At 41.0% G+C, this 19,031-nt stretch carries 13 protein-coding genes and 1 tRNA gene; 9 read left to right on the plus strand and 5 right to left on the minus strand.

Annotated features, from left to right (window positions below; translation table 11 throughout):
• Positions 1-30: 30 nt before the first annotated feature.
• Positions 31-2,172, plus strand: a complete 2,142-nt coding sequence (locus tag HMPREF9449_RS02365) for a Tex family protein (protein WP_009135628.1) — start codon at positions 31-33, stop codon at positions 2,170-2,172.
• A 240-nt stretch (positions 2,173-2,412) separates the two neighbouring features.
• Positions 2,413-3,213: a hypothetical protein gene (locus HMPREF9449_RS02370; protein WP_009135629.1), complete on the plus strand. Its 801-nt coding sequence runs from the start codon at positions 2,413-2,415 to the stop codon at positions 3,211-3,213.
• A gap of 198 nt (positions 3,214-3,411) precedes the next feature.
• On the opposite strand, the gene HMPREF9449_RS02375 is transcribed toward HMPREF9449_RS02370, so the two are convergent.
• Together HMPREF9449_RS02375 and HMPREF9449_RS02380 are read right to left on the minus strand one after the other, a co-directional pair.
• Positions 3,412-5,898: an AsmA-like C-terminal region-containing protein gene (locus tag HMPREF9449_RS02375; protein ID WP_009135630.1), complete on the minus strand. Its 2,487-nt coding sequence runs from the start codon at positions 5,896-5,898 to the stop codon at positions 3,412-3,414.
• Positions 5,899-5,943: 45 nt separating this feature from the next.
• A complete protein-coding gene (locus HMPREF9449_RS02380; RefSeq protein WP_009135631.1) occupies positions 5,944-6,501 on the minus strand; it encodes a ComEA family DNA-binding protein in 558 nt (185 codons plus the stop codon).
• Positions 6,502-6,708: 207 nt separating this feature from the next.
• Between HMPREF9449_RS02380 and HMPREF9449_RS02385 the strand changes: the two genes are divergently transcribed.
• A tRNA-Lys gene (locus HMPREF9449_RS02385) sits at positions 6,709-6,781 on the plus strand.
• A 209-nt stretch (positions 6,782-6,990) separates the two neighbouring features.
• Here HMPREF9449_RS02385 and HMPREF9449_RS02390 read toward each other — a convergent pair.
• Positions 6,991-8,136 carry an IS256 family transposase gene (locus HMPREF9449_RS02390; RefSeq protein WP_009135632.1) on the minus strand — a complete coding sequence of 382 codons (1,146 nt, stop codon included), beginning with the start codon at positions 8,134-8,136 and terminating at the stop codon, positions 6,991-6,993.
• Between the two features lie 247 nt (positions 8,137-8,383).
• Between HMPREF9449_RS02390 and HMPREF9449_RS02395 the strand changes: the two genes are divergently transcribed.
• The 6 genes from HMPREF9449_RS02395 (at position 8,384) to HMPREF9449_RS02420 (ending at position 17,245) form a co-directional block, all read left to right on the plus strand.
• Positions 8,384-9,544: a site-specific integrase gene (locus HMPREF9449_RS02395; RefSeq protein WP_009135633.1), complete on the plus strand. Its 1,161-nt coding sequence runs from the start codon at positions 8,384-8,386 to the stop codon at positions 9,542-9,544.
• 279 nt (positions 9,545-9,823) lie between these two features.
• Positions 9,824-11,827: a dynamin family protein gene (locus tag HMPREF9449_RS02400; protein ID WP_147640010.1), complete on the plus strand. Its 2,004-nt coding sequence runs from the start codon at positions 9,824-9,826 to the stop codon at positions 11,825-11,827.
• 7 nt (positions 11,828-11,834) lie between these two features.
• Positions 11,835-12,467 carry a hypothetical protein gene (locus HMPREF9449_RS02405; RefSeq protein ID WP_009135635.1) on the plus strand — a complete coding sequence of 211 codons (633 nt, stop codon included), beginning with the start codon at positions 11,835-11,837 and terminating at the stop codon, positions 12,465-12,467.
• A gap of 2 nt (positions 12,468-12,469) precedes the next feature.
• Positions 12,470-15,529: a helicase HerA domain-containing protein gene (locus HMPREF9449_RS02410; RefSeq protein ID WP_009135636.1), complete on the plus strand. Its 3,060-nt coding sequence runs from the start codon at positions 12,470-12,472 to the stop codon at positions 15,527-15,529.
• Positions 15,530-15,531: 2 nt separating this feature from the next.
• Positions 15,532-16,863, plus strand: coding sequence for a putative nuclear RNA export factor SDE5 (locus tag HMPREF9449_RS02415; RefSeq protein WP_009135637.1), 1,332 nt, complete (start codon positions 15,532-15,534; stop codon positions 16,861-16,863).
• 4 nt (positions 16,864-16,867) lie between these two features.
• Entirely contained in the window at positions 16,868-17,245 is a 378-nt protein-coding gene (locus HMPREF9449_RS02420) for a hypothetical protein (RefSeq protein WP_009135638.1), read from the plus strand.
• Positions 17,246-17,620: 375 nt separating this feature from the next.
• On the opposite strand, the gene mobA is transcribed toward HMPREF9449_RS02420, so the two are convergent.
• Both mobA and HMPREF9449_RS02430 read right to left on the minus strand, forming a co-directional pair.
• Complete coding sequence (mobA, locus tag HMPREF9449_RS02425) at positions 17,621-18,064, minus strand: conjugal transfer protein MobA (protein ID WP_009135639.1); 444 nt, start codon at positions 18,062-18,064, stop codon at positions 17,621-17,623.
• 279 nt (positions 18,065-18,343) lie between these two features.
• Positions 18,344-18,853, minus strand: coding sequence for a DUF3408 domain-containing protein (locus HMPREF9449_RS02430; protein ID WP_009135640.1), 510 nt, complete (start codon positions 18,851-18,853; stop codon positions 18,344-18,346).
• Positions 18,854-19,031 lie beyond the last annotated feature (178 nt).

Below are 19,031 nucleotides of genomic sequence, written 5' to 3' on the forward strand. Positions count from 1 at the left end.
TTATTTTATAACAAGGGAAAAATAATGGGCATGGCAGAGTATTGTAAAAAATCGGTAGATTTTATTGCCGGGCGGGTGAACGGGGACATCCGTTTTATTCGGAATTTGCTTCAGTTGTTGGAAGATGGAGCTACCGTTCCGTTTATTGCACGTTACCGGAAGGAAATGACCGGAAATATGGACGAGGTCCGGATTGCAGAAATTAAAACCTTATATACCCAGTTTCAGGAATTGGAAAAACGAAAAACTTCTGTATTGGAGAGTATTCGGGAACAGGGAAAACTCACGGCTGAATTGGAGAGACAGATTCTGGAATGTGAAGAATCACGTCTACTGGAAGATCTTTATCTTCCTTTTAAACCGAAAAAACAAACCCGGGCAGCTAAAGCCCGGTTAAAAGGTTTGGAGCCGTTGGCTGTCATTTTGATGCGGCAGGAGGCAGGGGATGTTGGGGATAAGGCCGCCCGTTTTGTCAAAGGGGAAGTGGAGAGCGAAGAGGAAGCTTTACAAGGAGCCCGGGATATTATAGCCGAGTGGATCAATGAAAATGAAGTGGCCCGCAACCGGATCCGCCGGTTGATCGAAAGAGAAGCATTCGTGCGCGCTAAGGGAATAAAGGGGAAAGAAAAAGAAGGAGAGAAATATACCGATTATTTTGATTATCGGGAATCCCTGAAACAATGTCCTTCTCATCGGATGTTGGCTATCCGCCGCGGGGAAGCAGAAGGATTTTTAAAGGTAAATCTGGAGATAGAAGAGGAAAAAGCTTTGGAGGGGATAGAAAAAATAGTTGTAAAAGGGAATAATGAATGCACTTCTCAGGTTCGTATGGCGGTAAAGGATGCTTATAAACGGTTGTTATTTCCTTCGATTGAAGCTGAATATATGTCTCTTGCCAAACAAAAAGCGGACACAGAAGCGATCCGGGTATTTGCGGAAAATCTACGCCAGTTATTACTGGCCTCTCCGCTTGGCAATAAGCGGGTGTTGGCGATAGATCCGGGGTTTAGAACCGGTTGTAAGGTGGTTTGCCTGGATGAAACTGGCAAGCTGGTTCACAACGAAAATATTTATCCTCATCCACCCCAGAACGAATACAAACAAGCCGCGGCTAAAGTGGCGAATATGGTGGCTACTTACGAGATTGAAGCAATTGCGATTGGGAATGGGACGGCCGGACGAGAGACGGAACGGTTTATACAGAATTTACGTTACGACCGGAAAGTACAGATATTTGTGGTGAGTGAAAGCGGGGCTTCTGTCTATTCTGCTTCTAAAATTGCCCGGGAAGAATTTCCGAACTATGACGTTACCGTACGTGGAGCTGTCTCTATTGGAAGGCGTCTCATGGATCCTTTGGCAGAGCTGGTAAAAATTGATCCTAAGTCGATCGGAGTGGGGCAATATCAGCACGATGTGGATCAGGGGAAATTGAAAGAAGCTTTGGATCAAGTGGTCGAATCTTGTGTAAATAAGGTAGGGGTTAATGTGAATACGGCGGGGAAATATCTGTTGACTTATGTTTCAGGCTTGGGACCTACATTGGCAGAGAATGTGGTGGAATATATCCGGGAAAATGGAGCAATGAAAAGTCGGGAAGAATTGAAAAAGGTAAAGCGGATGGGACCGAAAGCATTTGAGCAATGTGCCGGTTTTCTACGCATAGAGAATGCCCGGAATCCGCTCGATAATTCGGCTGTACATCCAGAATCTTATTATATCGTGGAAAAGATGGCCCGGGATATGGGGGTACAGGTGCAGCAACTGATCGGGAATGAACAGTTGTGCAGCCGGATTGTTGCGGAACGTTATGTGGATGAAAAGACCGGAATTTTGACATTAAAAGATATTGTAGAAGAGTTAAAAAAGCCGGGAAGGGATCCCCGCACCCTGGCAAAAGTATTCAGTTTTGCAGAAGGTATTTCGAAAATTGAAGATTTAAAGGAAGGCATGGTCTTGCCGGGCATCGTGACCAATCTAACCAGTTTCGGGGCTTTCGTCGATGTGGGAGTCAAGCAGGACGGCTTGGTACATATTTCCGAAATAGCCGATCGGTACGTGGCTAATCCTGCCGATGTGCTCAGCTTGCATCAACAACTCCGGGTAAAAGTTGTTCAGGTGGATTCGGAACGGAAGCGAATCGGATTATCCATTCGTCAGGCCGGGGAATAAAGAAAAAGAGAAAAGACATATATTCATTTATCGGAACAGAAAGTTGTAAATTATTTATTACCGGGGAATAAAGCGGGAAAAGTACTTCCAATTTTGGGAGTTTTTGGAAAAGAATTGCATTCTTGTTGGTTAATTTCTTCGTATAGACTATCTTTGTATCGAATTTCTATACAGACAAAGGTTGGAAATATGTGTGTGTATTTACTTACAAATCGGTAGTTTCCAGGAAAAATAATTATTGTGTCAAAACAGGAATCAGATAATTTATTGAATGCCGGCTTTATTCCGGGAATTTACAATTTTTGTGACCATTGGTGCGAAAAATGTCGTTTAAAATCCAGGTGTTTGAGTTTTGTTATGGAAAAGAAGGTGGAGGAGAAGAAAAATGGGAATTTTGAGGAAGGAGTGTTTGATAAAAATGAGAATGTCTGGGAGTTTTTAAAACTGTTTTTCGATTCCACATACGAGTTTCTGGAGGAATTAGCCAAAGAGAGGGGAATGGAAGTGGAAGATTTATATACTCTGGAAAATGAGGAGACTGATTTCTTGGAAGAGGGGGATATTTTATCCGAAGAAGGAGATCAGGCGGAATCTTTTGTAGAATATTCCGATATGATCAAGATATGTATGATCTACGAAGCTCTGGCAGAAGAATGTCTGGATGCGATATTCGGAATATTGGACGAAAAAGAATGGTTGGAAAAGGGGAAAGAAGTCCGGACTACTGATCGGCTACTGGATGTGATAAACTGGTATCTGGATATTATACAGCCTAAGGTTCGGCGGGCTTTGTATGGGTATGTCCGCCGTGACAGTTTCCTCACTCCGGAAGCCTGGGAAATGGAGTGTAATGGCTCGGCCAAAGTTGCCCTGATCAGTATTGCGCGTTCTGAAAGAGCTTGGAAAGGCATGAGGGATTATTGTCCTTCCCTGAAAAAAGATATTGCTCATTTGTTGGTCGTATTAAATCAGTTAAAAGGCGAGATAAAACTTTGTTTTCCCCAAGCTACTTCTTTTCGGCGTCCCGGCTTTGATAAATAAATCTTTTTTGTTTAGAAAATTTTTCTCGCTGAAAAATGACTTTTTGCATTGCGGAAAGATATGTCTCTATCTCCCTGAATTCTCTATTTAGTAATCAGAAGTTTCTCTTTATCACTAAAAACCTTCCTTTCTTTCCGGAAGAAAACTGTTTTTCTCCCGGAAAGAATTTAAAGACACTTTTGACTTGACGTATGAGGCTTACTTGAACAATTTTTCGAATCCTTTTAATGCTTTATTTTTCAGGTCTTTTTCTGCAGCCTTTCTTACGGCGTTGATGGCTTTGGTCAAATCGGGTTTTACTTCCGGTTTTTCCAGAGTACCTGTGATTTTGGCATCGATATCCAGACTTTTAATGTTCCCGCTTCCGGGGATGGCTTGTAATAGATTTTCAATATCTTTCCCAAAATATTTTCGGTCGACATTCATCGACAAGGTATAATCAATATTTCCGTTTACAGATTGAGTTCCGGAGATAGTGACCGGATTTCCGGCCAGTGTGGTTTTAAAAGGCTCTATGGTAATATTTCCGTTATTTATTTTAAAGAAGATATGGAGAGAACTGATGCTGAGCCGACTTAGCTCTTCATTTTTCAATATGGAAGCCAGGTTTTTCATGCCCGGATTATCGGTGACTAAAATACCTTTTGAAAGAATATCTCCCTCTCCGTTGACGGTATTCATCAACAAGGACATATCCCGATAGTTCAATCCTCCGGACAGTTGCAGATTGGAGGATATTTTTCCGCTACAATTCATGGCGATAGGAATACTCTTTTTAATAAAAGAGAAAGAATTATAGGCTTCCCGTATATCGAAATCCGTCACTTTCAGCTGAAGATCGAAACGGGGCAAAGCCTGGTGTCGGGTATTGTATTCTCCGCTCATCGCCAGTTGGCCTTTTAAAAGATCCATACTCAGATTATTTAGCATCGCAGCCGACTGGGCCAACCGGATTTTACCTTTCAGATTTTGAACCGTCAGCCGGTCGATGAGTAGCGTTTTTATGTTGGTATTTAATTGTATGTCCAGATTATGAGGAATCTGGGGAGCTTGTCCGATAGTTTCTTCTTTTTCCTGTTCAGAAGTTGTCGTATCGGAAGCTTGATGGATCGGACGGACGAATTTATTTAAATTTACCCGGTCGGAAGTAAGAAGGAAATTTCCTTTTAAGGTTTCATTTTTGAGAAGATAAGGAATATAATTTGACAAATTTCCTTTCAGGGAAAAATCGGAAGAATAAATTTTAGCCCGGAAATTATTTAATTCCAAACTGGCCGGTGTAATAACAATCGTACCGTTTGGAATAGAAATTCCTTCCGGAAATTCCGAATTGATAAAAAGAATATTATTTAACAGAATACTGCCTTTTGTCGTAAATTTCTCGTATTTTTTTTGTTCAATAAAACTGTATTTACCATTAAAAGCCAGGTCGGTTGTCACGATTCCCTGAAGACTGATGTCTCCCAGAGGTAAAGCTTGCTTTAACCGGCTAAAGTCAATTACTCCTTTCGCCCCTCCCTGTAAACGGGGATCTTCCAGTCCGGCGATTGATAAATGCATGGTAAACGGATTGCCTCCTATAGAGAAAGAAAGCTGATTCAAATCGAATAGGGTAGAATCTGCAGGTCCTCCCGGATTGGTAATATGCAACTGCATATTGATCTGATGGAGGGATTGGGAAAGTTGTGGGTATTTGATTTCTCCGTTATTGACGGCAAACTGAATATCCAATAAAGGGAGATGATCGGTGTAATATTCTCCTTTTGCACGGGCTTTTAAGGTAAAATCTCCGGCAGTTTTTATCCCTTTCAGGTATTCCTGGTATTGTTTGGGCAGAAGTGCCAACAGATTCTCGAAGCGGGTGTCCGGAGCATTCAGTTGTATGTCCATTCCGATGCGGTCACCGGGTTTACTGATTTTCCCGGTAAGGTCCAGTTGGAGGTCGTTGACAGACAAATTATTTTTTTGTATGTCAAATTCCATTTCTTTTAAATTGGCTGCGATGCTGGCTTCCCAATTTAAATCGGTATGCTGGATCCATACATTATTTCCTTGGCGGAAGGAAATATCCTCTAAATGAAGTATAATATCCAGTAAAGTACGTGTTTCGGATAAATTTCCGGAAAAGTTCAGTTGCATGCTTCCGATCTCTGCAAAGGTGGCTGTCTGAAGATCTGCATAGGAAAGAGAAAGATTTTCGACGGTGAGGTCATTCATTTGAAGGGCTTTATGAGTCCCTTCTTTTGTCTTTTCAACCTCTTCCTGGGGAACTGCTTCAGCCGGTTCTTTCCGAATCAGGATGTCCCAATTGGGCAGTCCTTTTGCGGAAACCAAAGGTTTAAATTGAGCGTCTTTCAATAAAATCCGCTGAATGATAATTTCGTCTCCTTTGATCAGGGACATCAGATTTACGGAAGCTCTTAAAAGCGGTGCGTGCACCAGAGTATCGCCTGCAAATTCTCCTTTTCCGATTACAGCTATTTGTTTGACGTCTACATTTAAGGCTGGGAAACTTTTAAACATACTCAGGTCAATTTTTTCGATCCGTACGTCAGCATTCAAATATTTAGCCGATTGTTTTTCTATAATTTCTGTAATATTGCCTTTTAAGAAAAGGGGAATCGTGATCAATAGAACGAGTAATATACCGATGATAACAGCCAGAGTAATGAGAATTTTTTTCATAGAGACCTTTTTATCTTTTTCATACGTATGGACAAAGTTATAAAATTAACGGAAATACGGTTTTATTTTTTTAAGTTTATATGCCGGTAAAATTTTTCTTTGCTGCAATGTATCGAAAGAAATTTTTTTGTACTTATTTTTTGCATTAAAAATCAACTTTACTTCCTCATAATCGAGATAAGGATGCCGGAGGACTTCTTTAAAAGACATCGAATTCAGATCTTTTTTCCGGATCAGTTGGGGATTGACGGTAAACAGATGGGCAGCAGAATCGACGTTGAAATAGGTCATTTTTATCTCTTTTAATTGGCGTACGGCATAAAAGCCGCCCAAGCGTTCCCGATAGCGGAGGATACGGGAAGCATAATAAGGACCAATACCCCGTATGGCTATTAACGCACTGCTATCGGCCGTATTCAGTTCCAGGGGGTCCGCTTTTAGGACCGGGCGATCCTGGTAAAGACTGTCCGGTATTTCAGTGGGAGGGACTAGTACAAATACCTTTTGTTTCTTTAGTCTCAACTGCCGGGGGAGAATAATCAGGCAACTGATCAGGATAAGCAATATCAGTAAACCTTTTCTTTCGTAATAATAGAGTAACATAACGCACACTTTTTAAGATTCGCTTCCATAAGTTACGACATTTTGAGGACAATCCCAAGTCATCAGTTCTTTTAAATCTCCTTAGTTGGAAATTGGCACGGATTATTTCGAACACTTTTTAGAGAAAAAACGTAAAAAACAGATATCCTTTTTTTGCATAAAACAGAAATCTCTCTATCTTTGCAACCTCGTTCCGAAAGTAAGGACGATTCGCTAGCTCAGTAGGTAGAGCACAACACTTTTAATGTTGGGGTCCTGGGTTCGAATCCCAGGCGGATCACGGAAACTGTGTCAAAATCGGTCAATACTTATTGTAAAACCTGTAATATTAAGACATTACAGGTTTTTTTGTGTCTTTTGTCAAGCCGTCGCCGTCTTTACATATTGACAATTTAAGCGATAGTGTTTCGATAGTGTTTCAAAAAGGATAGTGTTTCAAAAAGTGTGTATGCCTTCCCTTTTTATTCATTTCTGCAAAATTATTTATTTTTAATAAAATAGTTTTGATTCTAAAAAATTATAAATGGGGTATTTATAAATATCCGCATTCTGCGCCACTGTGCCCATCAGCAGAATGACGGCCTGTGGATTTGGCATAGCTCCTCTCATGTTAATGACTCTTTTATAATCCCTGTTGAGTCTTTCAATCCAGTTTGTAGTGTAAATCATTCCCCTGATTTCCCTTTCATATTTAAAGTATGTAAAGTAGAACCTGTATCTTTCATGTTGATATCTTTTCAGTGATGGATAGCTCTTCTGCCATCTTAGGATAAAGTCTTTAAAGTTTTCAAATGCCTTTTCCGGATTGATATCCCATTGATCGGGGGCACATATTTGTTTCAGCTCTTCCATGACCTGTTTCTTATCCCTTGGCTTGACTTTACCTGCAATATTCCTTTTCAGATGAACAGTACAAAGTTGCAGATCTGCTTTTGGAAAAGTGTCTGCCAGGGCGTTTTCAATCCCGCTTAAACCATCACATACCAACAGATCAACAACACTCACCCCTCTTTCCTTGAGGTCTTCAAATACGTCTTTCCAGTTCGTTGCGCTTTCTGTGGGAAAGTTTACCACGGTCAATACTTCCCGTGTCCGGTCTTCCTTCACTCCCAAAACAGTATAATAAGCTTCATTACTGACTGACTCATCCCGACGCGTGAGTACATAAGTGGCATCGATGTATAAGATCGGATAACGAGAGTCAAGCCTACGGACAAGCCAAGCATTGACATCTTCACGGGCCGTATTCAGAAGACGGCTGACCTGGCTTTTGCTGTAATGCTTACCGTAAAATTGCTCGTAAATTTTACCCACTTGTTCCGTGGTTAAACCGCTACAATAAAGACTGCTCACTAGCTTTTGGGCCTTTTTTTCCTGATCTTTCAACACGCCGAGTAACATCGGGTAAAAATTACTGTTACGACTACGAGGGACACGTAATTCGAATATCTTACCTCCATGACATACCCGACGGCCTCGGAAACCGTTACTCATATCAGATAAAGCTTCATTATGAAGACTTCGTTCCGAGAGCATTAAACTCTCTAAACCTTGTTTGACTAAACCCTGAAGACCGGATTCTCCATTTGTGATTTCCGAAATTATTTCCGTAATTTGTTCCTGTGTAAATTCCATAATAAGTTATTTTTGATGTGCAATTACAAAAATAATTAAACTTGGGATTTACACACTTTTTGAAACACTATCTACTTTTCGCCTTTTTTGCCTAAAATGGCGTGGATGGGAAAAGACCATATGACTCCCACATTGTCTAAGGGTTAAAACATCAAAAAATCAGGATGTAAACGTATTTTTGTAACCTTTAAATGTAAACTTATGGGAAAAAGCACAGACAACGGAGTTACATTTTTTTAACCGTCAAATGCTCGATACGGAAGGTAAAAGATCAATTCACGGAAATATCGTTATTAACGGAGATCGGAGGAAATTCAGTACCGGCTTACGTATATCTGAAAAAATATGGGATGCCAAATGTAACCAAGCTAAAGGACACAGCCCGGAAGCGCAAAGGATAAATATTTCGTTAATAAAGATAAGAGAGATTATAGAAAACTTAAAAGTCAACTTATTATTAAAAGACGGTTTCGTATCTGCTGTTACTGTCCGGGATGCTTATGTCGAACTTAGCAAAACACCTGAAAAGAGAGCAAAGGAGGAAGCCATAAAAAAAGCAAAAGAGGAAGAAGAACAGAGAAAAATTGAAGAAGAACGGGAACGTAAGGAATTGGAAGAAATCGGAATAACTTTATTAGATTATTTCGATACGTATATAGAATCTCGGAGAAAGGAGGTAGAAGCGGGAGAATTAACGCATGTAACCTACGGTCGTTATCTATGCACCCGTAACCGTTTAATTTTATTTATGCTGGAAGAATACGGGGATTGGGCTATACCCATAAAAAAAGTTGATATATTCTTTATTAAGAATTTTCAAATGTTCATGCTTAAAAATTTTCCTTGTCAGCATAATGCTGCAATGAAAAACGTACAAAAATTATGTACTATCATAAACTTAGCTTTCAATATGGGAATCATCCCAACGAATCCGGCAAGTTTATTCCGAATCCACTTTGAAGAAACAGAAAGAGATCGATTAGATGAAGAAGAATTATGCAGATTGTATGAATATCCTTTTGCATCTGAAACTTTGAGCCGCGTCCGGGACAGTTACATTATGGCATGTTACACCGGATTAAGCTACATTGATGCCAGCAGCTTTGAGCAAAAGGACTTACAGAAATACATCGACGGTAATCAATACATTATAAAAAACCGTGCAAAAACTTTAGAAAACTTTAAAGTCTTATTATTAGATGTACCTGCGGAAATTATTAACAAGTATAAAGGCAAATTGCCAGACGGTCAATTATTTCCAATGATAAGTAATCAAAATACGAACCGTTTTCTGAAAGAAATAGCCCAAATCGTCGGGATAAATAAGAAACTGACCTATCACACGGCAAGACATAGCAGATTCTCTTTCTTGCTAAAATACAACAGCTTACAAAATATTTCAGCTTAATAGGTAACGATTTAGAAACCAGCGAAATTCGCTATTTTACACCGTTTCGCAGTAATTCAAAAGAACGCTTTCTATGAATACAAAGGTAATATATATTTCTTTAACTGCCAAAACAATAGTTAGTAAACAAGTGAAAGCAAATGAACTTTTCAATCGTTGAAAGACTCTATGCCTATTAGTTGTGTTCAAATCATCTCTTGACTTTGGAGAAAGACAAGATCTAATGTGATAGAACCGAAATAGAAGTGTTATATTTGCAGTGTAATTCAAAGAATTGTTATGACATCAAAAAATAAATTTATAATGATGCGCCAAATCGTTGAGAAAGAACTCAACGATTATAAACGCATCAAGAAAGAATGTAAAATAAAAGACCCTTGGCATAGTGCCACAATCGAGCGTCTTTGCAAACCCTTCTTAGAAGGCTGCTTTACGCTTGCGATTGTTGGCAAGATGTCGTCAGGTAAATCTACTTTCATCAATGCCCTTATCGGTAAAGAAGTTCTTCCTACGGGGCATTTTCAAACAACAAGCGCAATAACATACATCGAGAGAGGCGAGAAACCCTCTATGGATGTTGTTTTTTGCGACGGTAGTAGAAAGCATTATGAAGGGGAACTGATAGTTTCCGAACTTCGCAGTTTAGTAGCTGTTCCTGAGGAGTTCAGTGATTTGCCTATTAACGATATTAATAGGCTAATATCCGGTAACGCTTCATTGGCTGAAATCATCAAGATGAAACCAGGCATTGAAGCTCGAACTAACTGTGCAGATATTGATGTGGCAATATGGAAGAAATATATTTCTTCTCACCCGAAAAAAACTATCGCAAAACAAGTATATATCAAATATCCTTTGAGCGATGAGTTTATTGGTTGGCGTATAGTTGACACTCCCGGTGTTGGTGCTATTGGCGGTATTCAAGATGAAACCAAGAAGATGCTTACTAAAGAATCCGAGTTTGGTGGCAAACTCGTTGATGCCATCATCTTTTTACAAAGCGGAGCAGACAACATCGAAGATGAAGCCTGTCGCACTTTTGTTAGTGAAACTATCAATCAACTTACCGATGATGCACGGTCAAGGCTATTCTTTATCTTGACACATGCTACTGTTGGTAAATTCAGGAACCACAGGGATGCAATTTTAGCAAAAGCTCATACTTTATACGCAGATCCGTTCAAAATTCCTAATGAAAGACTTTCTTATGTAGACAGTCTTATGGGACGTTTCTGCGAAGATGCTGCTGCTCTTAATCTCGATCTTCAAGACTTAGATGAGCTTGAAGACGTAGAGGGTTGGTCTTCTGAAACACTTGAAGTTATTACTGACTTATGGAGTCCAATAAAAAAGGCGCTAAAGGAGCAGAAAATCGAGCGCACAAATGAAACCATTTTGGCTCTGATGAGAGAATGGGCAAACTTCATTCACTTAAAGCGCATCATCAATGACTTCGTAGAGAAAGAGAAGTCAAAAACTCTCGACGAAATCTTACGTCTTATCCGCGGAGATTATGAGGGGTTTATAAATTCCTTTCGCCACCAAATCAAAGTGCTCAAAGGCGGCAAAGCGGAAATCGAAAAAGAAAAAGAAAAAATAAAAAAGCGCAGGATTGAGTACAACAATATTCTCAACAAGTTAAGGAGACTTGCTTCAATCCAAGCTATCAGCAAAAAATTTGATTTTGTTGATACCGCATGCTCTAATTTTGTGAAGATTGACTCTATCCCCAAATGTAGAACTGCCTATCTTTCTTTAATGGATGACGTAAAGAAAGTAGAAAAGGGTCTTTTCAATGACCTTACTTCGGATTTCAAACAGTTTGGGTCGAAGTTTGATAATACTGATTTAGTATTAAAATCTATCGACTTCGCCAATCTTGAGTCCGAAGCTGAAAAACAAAACACTTCTACGCAAACTGACTATTCACGCTCTAAGCGAGTCCTTGTTAAAGAAGGTGGATGGTCATCAGATGATGAATACAAAACGACTTATCCCTATACAAAGACAGTTGTTGACCATCAGAAGAAAGTAAAGGATTTTATTGCTTTGGTAATAAAATCAGCAAGAAGTGCAAAAACTGATTTTATGAACTCTCTAACTACTAAAGTGGAGAAATTCTGTAATCTAATTTCGGAAGAAATCAACACTAAATTAGATGCCGCTGAAGCAGAGTTAAAGGCTCTTGAAGAAAATCTTAGTAAGAGCGTCGAGCTTATTAATGAGTTCGAGCAGAGAATAAAGTACATCGAAACAAACCGCTCTGATAGAGTAAAAAAATAAAATAATTATGACAACACCTCTTATAGACAAAGCTTACCTGAAAACACAAGTTCAGGAGAAAGCGAAGTTGTTGCTCAGTGAAATCTCCGATGAAAATCTTAAATACTTCACTGAGGAAATTAAGAAACTTGCAGAGGGCATCCTCGAAACATATGTCTTTGACATCTACGATACATGTACAACCGGCGCATTTGCGATTAAAGATGACGACGTTTTACAATCGTTCTCCGACTTTAATTCGGGGTATCAGGCACAAATGTTAAAGTGGATAAGTGATAACGCACTGAAAGTTGAGCATATTGAAATCAACCTGCCGAAACCACCTGCCGAGACAGCCCCTAAAACCACAAATCCGCTTTATTCCCTTGGAATAGGAACCGTTATTGCTACAGGGTTATTCATATTCACCAATGCGTGGGTGGCTTTAGCGGCTGAGGTACTAACCATTGCGATAGCGTACAGACAGTATACCAAGAACGTAACCATTCAAAAGCATTACGCCCTTGAAAAAGAGCGTTATGCCCACGAGTTGAAAATCAAAAAAGACCAACTTATTCAAGGCCTCACGTTAGACCTTGAAAAATGGTTGGATAGAGGCAAAGCTGAGTCTGATAGAGTAATCGCATTTTTGGGTTTGTAATTATGGAACAAGGCTTAACGAAACCATATAAAGAGGTCAATCTCGCAGAACAACTTGATTTGTTCCATGAGATTGTCACTCACGACTATCTGGCACTCTTGAATGAATGCCAGATAGTACCGCTCAATCAGTCTGATAATACGACTATGAGGTGGTATAAAATCACCAAGATCGTCACCGAAAAAGACGTTTTTTTCGGTGACAAACTTTCCATGCTTTATACCTCACTTCACGATACTGCTAAGAACGTCGTATTAGTTTTACATAAGGAAAACGAGGGTAATTTCGAACTATATTTGGGTGCCCGTGATTACTCAGGGAATAAACTCATTTCGGGTGAAATCCTCAAAGCTGGTCTTGAAGGCTATATGCCCGGCGTAAAAATTCAATCCTCAAAGTCGCTGAAACATATTCAATATGACAAACCATTCATTACAAGTGTTTCTGCTTTAGGCTCTCTAAGAGATGATAAGAAAGACTCATTTGTTCAGGGGCTTGAACGCTTAATTGATGCGTCTTCTTCAATTCCGAAATTCACCGCATATTTTATCGCTGAAAATGTAAGTTCCGAACAGGCAAATTCAATGATAAATGCTTTCTGCAACATACAGTCGCAATTATCTACTGTTTCGGAAGTTCATTTGACGTATTCAGACTCGGAAACAAAAGGTGTGTCAGACAGCATAACTCGTAGTTTCTCCGAAACTCTTACTGAGAATATTTCTCGCACAGTCACTCGTACCGAAGGAACAAACGAAAATATTACCAACGGTGAGTCTGATAGCAACAGCCACTCTGATAATCGCAGTAAAAACATATTGCACTCTTTATGCTCTACTTTATTTGGCGGCAGGACTGGCAGTTCAGACAGCACTTCACATCAAACCAACTGGAGCAAACAAACCGGATGGAATGTTTCAACCGCCGTAGGCGACCAATCTGGAACATCAACGGGTAAACAAAAAGGAGAAAGCAACCAGCATCAAGAAAATCAAAGCACTACTACCGGCACATCACGCCAAATTACCATTAAGAATTTTGCTCTACAAAATTTTATAAAGCTCATTGACAAGCAAGTTGAGCGTATAAATAATGGTATTCCATTTGGCTTATGGTCTGTTTCAACGTACTTCGTGGCCCCCACCGAAACCACTTCTGTCAAATTAGCCAACTTATATCGAGGTTGCATTATCGGAGAGGAGTCAGGAATTGAAAACTGCGCAATCAATACCTGGTGCAAACCAAGAGATTGTTCAGCTATCTACGAATATCTGACTAACTCTTTGCAGCCCCGCTTCATCTTCAATGGCATAAATGTGTCGCCGGGTACCGTTGTGACAAGCAAGGAGCTTGCTATTCATCTTTCGTTGCCCCAAACATCTGTTCCGGGCGTACTTGTTCGCGAAGAACAGCCTTTTGGTCGTAATGTTATCACTGATGATAAATATACCCCTGATAACTCAATCGCCATTGGTACCGTTCAACACCTTGGCGAAACATTCGAGGACGAAGTAGTAAGTTTGGGTATCAATGGATTATCCAAACACACTTTAGTAACTGGCACAACAGGTAGTGGTAAATCGAATACACTTTATCTCCTTTTATCAGAATTGATGAAGAAAGGAATAAAATTCCTTGTCATTGAACCTGCAAAAGGAGAATATAAAGAAGTATTCGGTTCAGACCCAAGCGTAATTGTTTACGGCAGCAATCCACGAATTTCGGATTTACTTACAATAAATCCGTTTGCGTTTCCCGAAGACATAGATGTGTATGAACACATTGATGCTTTAGTAGAGATATTCAATGCTTGCTGGCCGATGTATGCTGCTATGCCGCAAGTCCTCAAACATTCTATCATTGAGGCATATAAAACTTGTGGTTGGGATTTAGACAATTCATATAATCCCAACGGAGTTTTCCCGACTGTGGCTGATGTATTGGATAGCCTAAAAGACTACATCAACTCGTCAGAGTATTCTTCGGACACAAAAGGCGATTACAAGGGATCGTTAGAAACCCGCTTGCAATCGTTGTGTGACGGCATTGTTGGGCGAATGTTCAATGGCACGCCCTTAAGCGACCAGCAATTATTTGACACAAATGTAATTATCGACATTTCAAGGGTTAAATCATCTGAAACCAAGTCGCTTATTATGGGTCTGCTTGTGCTGAAATTGAACGAATATCGTTCATCTGAGCACAAGGGTATGAACTTGCCACTTCGCCATATTACTGTTCTTGAAGAAGCCCACAACCTACTCAAAAGGACTTCTACCGCACAATCGGCTGAATCTTCGAATGTCGCAGGTATGGCCGTGGAAAAGATAGCAAACAGTATGGCTGAAATGCGTACATACGGCGAAGGTTTTATCATTGCAGACCAATCGCCATCAATGCTCGATCTTGCCGCTATACGAAATACTAATACAAAAATTCTCATGGCTCTTCCCGAAAAGGAAGATAGAGAAGCCGCTGGTAAATCCATCGGACTTGATGATAGCCACATTGAGGAAATATCAAAACTGAAAACCGGTGAGGCCATCATCTATCAAACATCTTGGGAAGAACCTGTAAGAACAAAAGTTTTCTATTGCCCCATAGAAAGTACACCGTGGTCTTACAAATTCAGTTACTCATCATTAGACGCGCATAATTCAGCTGCTCTTGCAGAGATTTTTAATATTCTCTACAAATGCTATACTTCAGTTGGTGCTGACATTAACCGCGCTGAGTTCTTTGCATTGCTTGCCAAGTCAACCATCTCAGGAGGTAGACTTGGCAAAATCAAGCAAAAATTGAATAGCATAATAAAACCCTCTAATGATGACATTGCATTTATCTTTGTAACCATAGTAGGCACTTCAATTTTTGAATCCGCATCTAAATCTTCGGATGTGGATGTTATGAATGCAAACATTACTCGCTCACTCTCAGAGGTAACAGGGCTTTCTGTTGATTCAAGAATGAGAACATTCTTGAATATGTATATGAAAGGTTGCAGCGACAGAATGAATAATGCTTTTTACAAAGGTTGGCTTGAAGCCACATTAAACAAATAATTATGGACCCAATTACAGGTGCTATCGTAAAAGAAGTTGCTAAAGAAGCAGCTGAAAAAGTGGCAGAGAAATCTGCCGACATGGCTCTGAATTATACGGCCGATAAGATAGATGAAGCTACGCGACCGGATAAAGAGAGCAATGCACTCCGTACATGTGAGAAAATTACTAATGCAATCGAGGCTGGTACCCTATCGGATGCAGCTATTGAGACGAGAGTTGAAGCCTCGGCTCATAGTGCTTGCCTTTTCTTTGGTATTCCCGATGCTGAATTAACAGAAGGTGGTGCTATTGGTGTGTATCGCAACTGCGATATATTCGTAGGTAACGATGTCTTTGAATATAATTTAGAGCAATTCAAAGATATGGGCTGCGTTTCGTTCGAGGATATGACCAAAGTTTGGGCACATGAATGCGGCCACCGCATTTTGCGCATGGACTTTCAAGAGCCTTGGCCCCAAGAACTTGGTGCAGATTTCTTCTCGGGTGTCCGCTCCGAAATGTTAGGATTGCCAAGTAGCAATTTTGAGGAAATGTTAGCTTCCACAAAAGCATCGCCTTCTCATCCTAACGGCATTATTAGAGTCAGGGCTATTGAATATGGCCGCGAGGTCGTTCGACAGCTCCAAGCGCAAGGCATAACCCCAACCATAGAGAATTGCAAAGCAGCTTTTGCTAATTCACCCTTTGCTCAAGTCTCTCACGAAAATTTCCAAAGAGAGGGTAAATTGGCTGCTTTTGTAGATGATAAAGCATGGCACGAAAAGAACGCCAAAACAGCACAGGAAAACGCTAACTACTACACGAAAGAAGCTGCTAAAGCTGTAGAAAGAGGAGATTACTCTCACGCCAAAGACTTAGAACAGAAAGCCCAGTTCTATCAGCACAAGGCAAATGACGAGATGAAAGCAGCTTCTTCTTGTACTAAACTCGTTGATGCAGAAGCTACTACTGATACCGCTGAAGTATCCACTGACGTTGAAATTCGTCGTAAAGGAGGTGGTTACGATTCCTTAGATTGGGGTTGGAAGGATACTCCTCCGCATGAAAAGCATCATATGCCATCCAACGCCAGCTCTCACCTTGAAACTGGAGAGGGTCCCTGCATTGCTATGGAATATGAAGACCATGTTCAAACAGCAAGCTGGGGTAATTCTCGAGATGCAAGAGCCTACGCCGCTGCTCAAAAAGAACTTATAGAACAAGGCAAGTTCAGAGAAGCATTGCAAATGGACATTGATGATATCCATTCTAAATTTGGCGATAAGTACGATGACGCTATTGCACAAATGTTAGAATACGTTGATGAATTAGAACGAAACAATAAAATCTGAAAATATGGAACTTACTCCTTATATTAAAGTCGGAAATATCGCTTTTAATGAAAAGCGTTCTCTCGTTAGGGTTGATTATCCTAACTTTCGAGAGTTCAAAAAGACCCCAATAAGCAGGAACACTACAGACGCTTATCCCGGTTTTCACGTTTTCTATGATATCAATAACGAAGTTGAAGCAGTCGAGTTTTTCCATGGTGAGTTATTGACACTTAACGGAGTTAACCTCTTTAGCTTATCAAAAGCAGAGTTTATTAACAAATTCCCCAGTTGCATTGATGAGGACAGCTCTCTCAACTGTGTAAAAGAAGGCTTTATGGTTTCTTTTGCTCATAATGTCGTTGATGGAATACTCGTTTACAGAAAAGGTTATTGGGATTGACATAAGGCTTGGACATACTGGCTACCGCCGTCAAACTAAGCTCACTACCGCTCATCGAGCCTTAGGCCTCGCCCCATTCGTGCAAATCTTAACGCGAACACTTCACAACTCCCTTGAACCGTTCAGCCGAATCAAGTGAGTTGTGAAGTGTTCGTCCGACATGGGTATAATCTAGTGGGTACAAGTCCCTAACGCGGCTAATAGTGGCAAGCGTACAGCCAAAGACAACGCAAGACTCCGAGTCGAGAATAAACAAAATCGGTAAAGTATGTAACCGCCATATGCGGACCCGCTTGTATGGTGGTGTGAGAGGACAAGTGAACACGAAAGGAGGCGAACATCTCTGATTAGTGTTCACCTCCTACTTGATTTTCATCAATCGGTAATTGAATGCTTATGGATTTGCACTTGTTGCCACTTCGCCTCCATTTCCCTTGATAATTCTACAATCTGACGGCTCACCCTCACAAGGTCTATGGTGCATTTCTCTAACTTGTAGAGCAATGCCATCGCTTTCTTCTCCGAGAAATGGATGCGTAGTTCCTTCACGACCTGATTGTAGTTCGTGCCGATGGCACGGAACTGCGCATGGAAGTCTGACAGCTTGGTGTAGTAATCCACCAGTGTCTTGTCCACTTTCAGCACCTTGAACTTCTGCCCGAAGAAATGCGCCTTGAGAAAGACGGCTTTCGCGTACACCTGTGATTCCTCGTACATGGTGAGAAACCTGTTCCATTCCACATCGTCGAAACGCACCATCACGCAGTGCGTCTTTGGGTTCAACTTGGGATTTCTCCCGTACCTACTCTTCTTTTTCATGCTTCTTATCTTTCTATTTTATGGTTTATCCATTGTTTAATCTTTGATTAAGGAACCCCGAAATTATCCGACTGCGGAGGATAATTCTGCCCACGGCGGTGCAAGGATTTTCAGTTACTTAGAATTATTCGGGTAACTGAAAATATATCTTGCTGTGTCTTTGAGGACACGAGAATCCTCCGCTTGTCGGATTGGTTTGTGAGTGCAATAACTCACTGGGGATGTCGGTCAAACCGATGGAGTGCATCCACCGGCTTGACCGGTTCCACCGCAGTCCGTTCAGAGCTTGCGCCACTGCTCGATGTCTTCCCGATAGGTTTCAAGGTGCTGGCGGACGAGATTCTCGACCATCCCCGATGCGCTCATGCCCCTGCCGCCGAAGTAGCGGACAATCCTGTCCAAGCTGTCGCGTACCTCGCCGCTGACGAACACGGGCTTGCGGTCGGTAATCTTGGGGACTTGCAGGTAAGTGGTGCGGTACTCGTCCAACGACAGCCTGCGCTGCTTGCTGCTGATGCGTTTCTGCGGCAATGCCGCCTTTCCGGGTAGGTCCCTTGTGCTTCCTTCAAGCACTTCATTCGCCGCTTCCTCTGCTGGTTCTTCCGTTACGGCGGTCTTCGCTTCCGAGGTGTCGGGAGCATCGGCAGGTTCCGGCTTGTCCGTCTCCAAACCGATACGCTTGTAGAGGTCGTTCAAGGATGTCCTGTCACGGGATTCCCTGCGACTCATTCTTTCCACGATTTCCTGAGCTTGCTGCTCACTGATGGTTGATTCTTTTCTTGTTGCCATAAAAACAAATTGATTAAGTTATTACTGTGGTCTTGGTCTGCACCTCGACCGATTATCGTCAGCGAAATAAGGTGTTTTAATGCAGTCAGTCAAGCGTTTGGATTCGATTCGGCAATTTTGTGTGGCTTTGCTTAATGCCAGTCTGAACTTCGGTGCAGACTTCACCGATTTGCCGGAA

It is taken from the genome of Odoribacter laneus YIT 12061, from assembly GCF_000243215.1.
GTDB classification, from domain to species: domain Bacteria; phylum Bacteroidota; class Bacteroidia; order Bacteroidales; family Marinifilaceae; genus Culturomica; species Culturomica lanea.

Coding starts and splice junctions, on each gene's coding strand:
- HMPREF9449_RS02365 (WP_009135628.1), top strand. CDS start 31: ATGGCAGAGTATTGTAAAAAATCGGTAGATTTTATTGCCGGGCGGGTG.
- HMPREF9449_RS02375 (WP_009135630.1), bottom strand. CDS start 5,898: ATGAAAAAAATTCTCATTACTCTGGCTGTTATCATCGGTATATTACTC.
- HMPREF9449_RS02380 (WP_009135631.1), bottom strand. CDS start 6,501: ATGTTACTCTATTATTACGAAAGAAAAGGTTTACTGATATTGCTTATC.
- HMPREF9449_RS02390 (WP_009135632.1), bottom strand. CDS start 8,136: ATGGAATTTACACAGGAACAAATTACGGAAATAATTTCGGAAATCACA.
- HMPREF9449_RS02395 (WP_009135633.1), top strand. CDS start 8,384: ATGCTCGATACGGAAGGTAAAAGATCAATTCACGGAAATATCGTTATT.
- HMPREF9449_RS02400 (WP_147640010.1), top strand. CDS start 9,824: ATGACATCAAAAAATAAATTTATAATGATGCGCCAAATCGTTGAGAAA.
- HMPREF9449_RS02405 (WP_009135635.1), top strand. CDS start 11,835: ATGACAACACCTCTTATAGACAAAGCTTACCTGAAAACACAAGTTCAG.
- HMPREF9449_RS02410 (WP_009135636.1), top strand. CDS start 12,470: ATGGAACAAGGCTTAACGAAACCATATAAAGAGGTCAATCTCGCAGAA.
- HMPREF9449_RS02415 (WP_009135637.1), top strand. CDS start 15,532: ATGGACCCAATTACAGGTGCTATCGTAAAAGAAGTTGCTAAAGAAGCA.
- HMPREF9449_RS02420 (WP_009135638.1), top strand. CDS start 16,868: ATGGAACTTACTCCTTATATTAAAGTCGGAAATATCGCTTTTAATGAA.
- mobA (WP_009135639.1), bottom strand. CDS start 18,064: ATGAAAAAGAAGAGTAGGTACGGGAGAAATCCCAAGTTGAACCCAAAG.
- HMPREF9449_RS02430 (WP_009135640.1), bottom strand. CDS start 18,853: ATGGCAACAAGAAAAGAATCAACCATCAGTGAGCAGCAAGCTCAGGAA.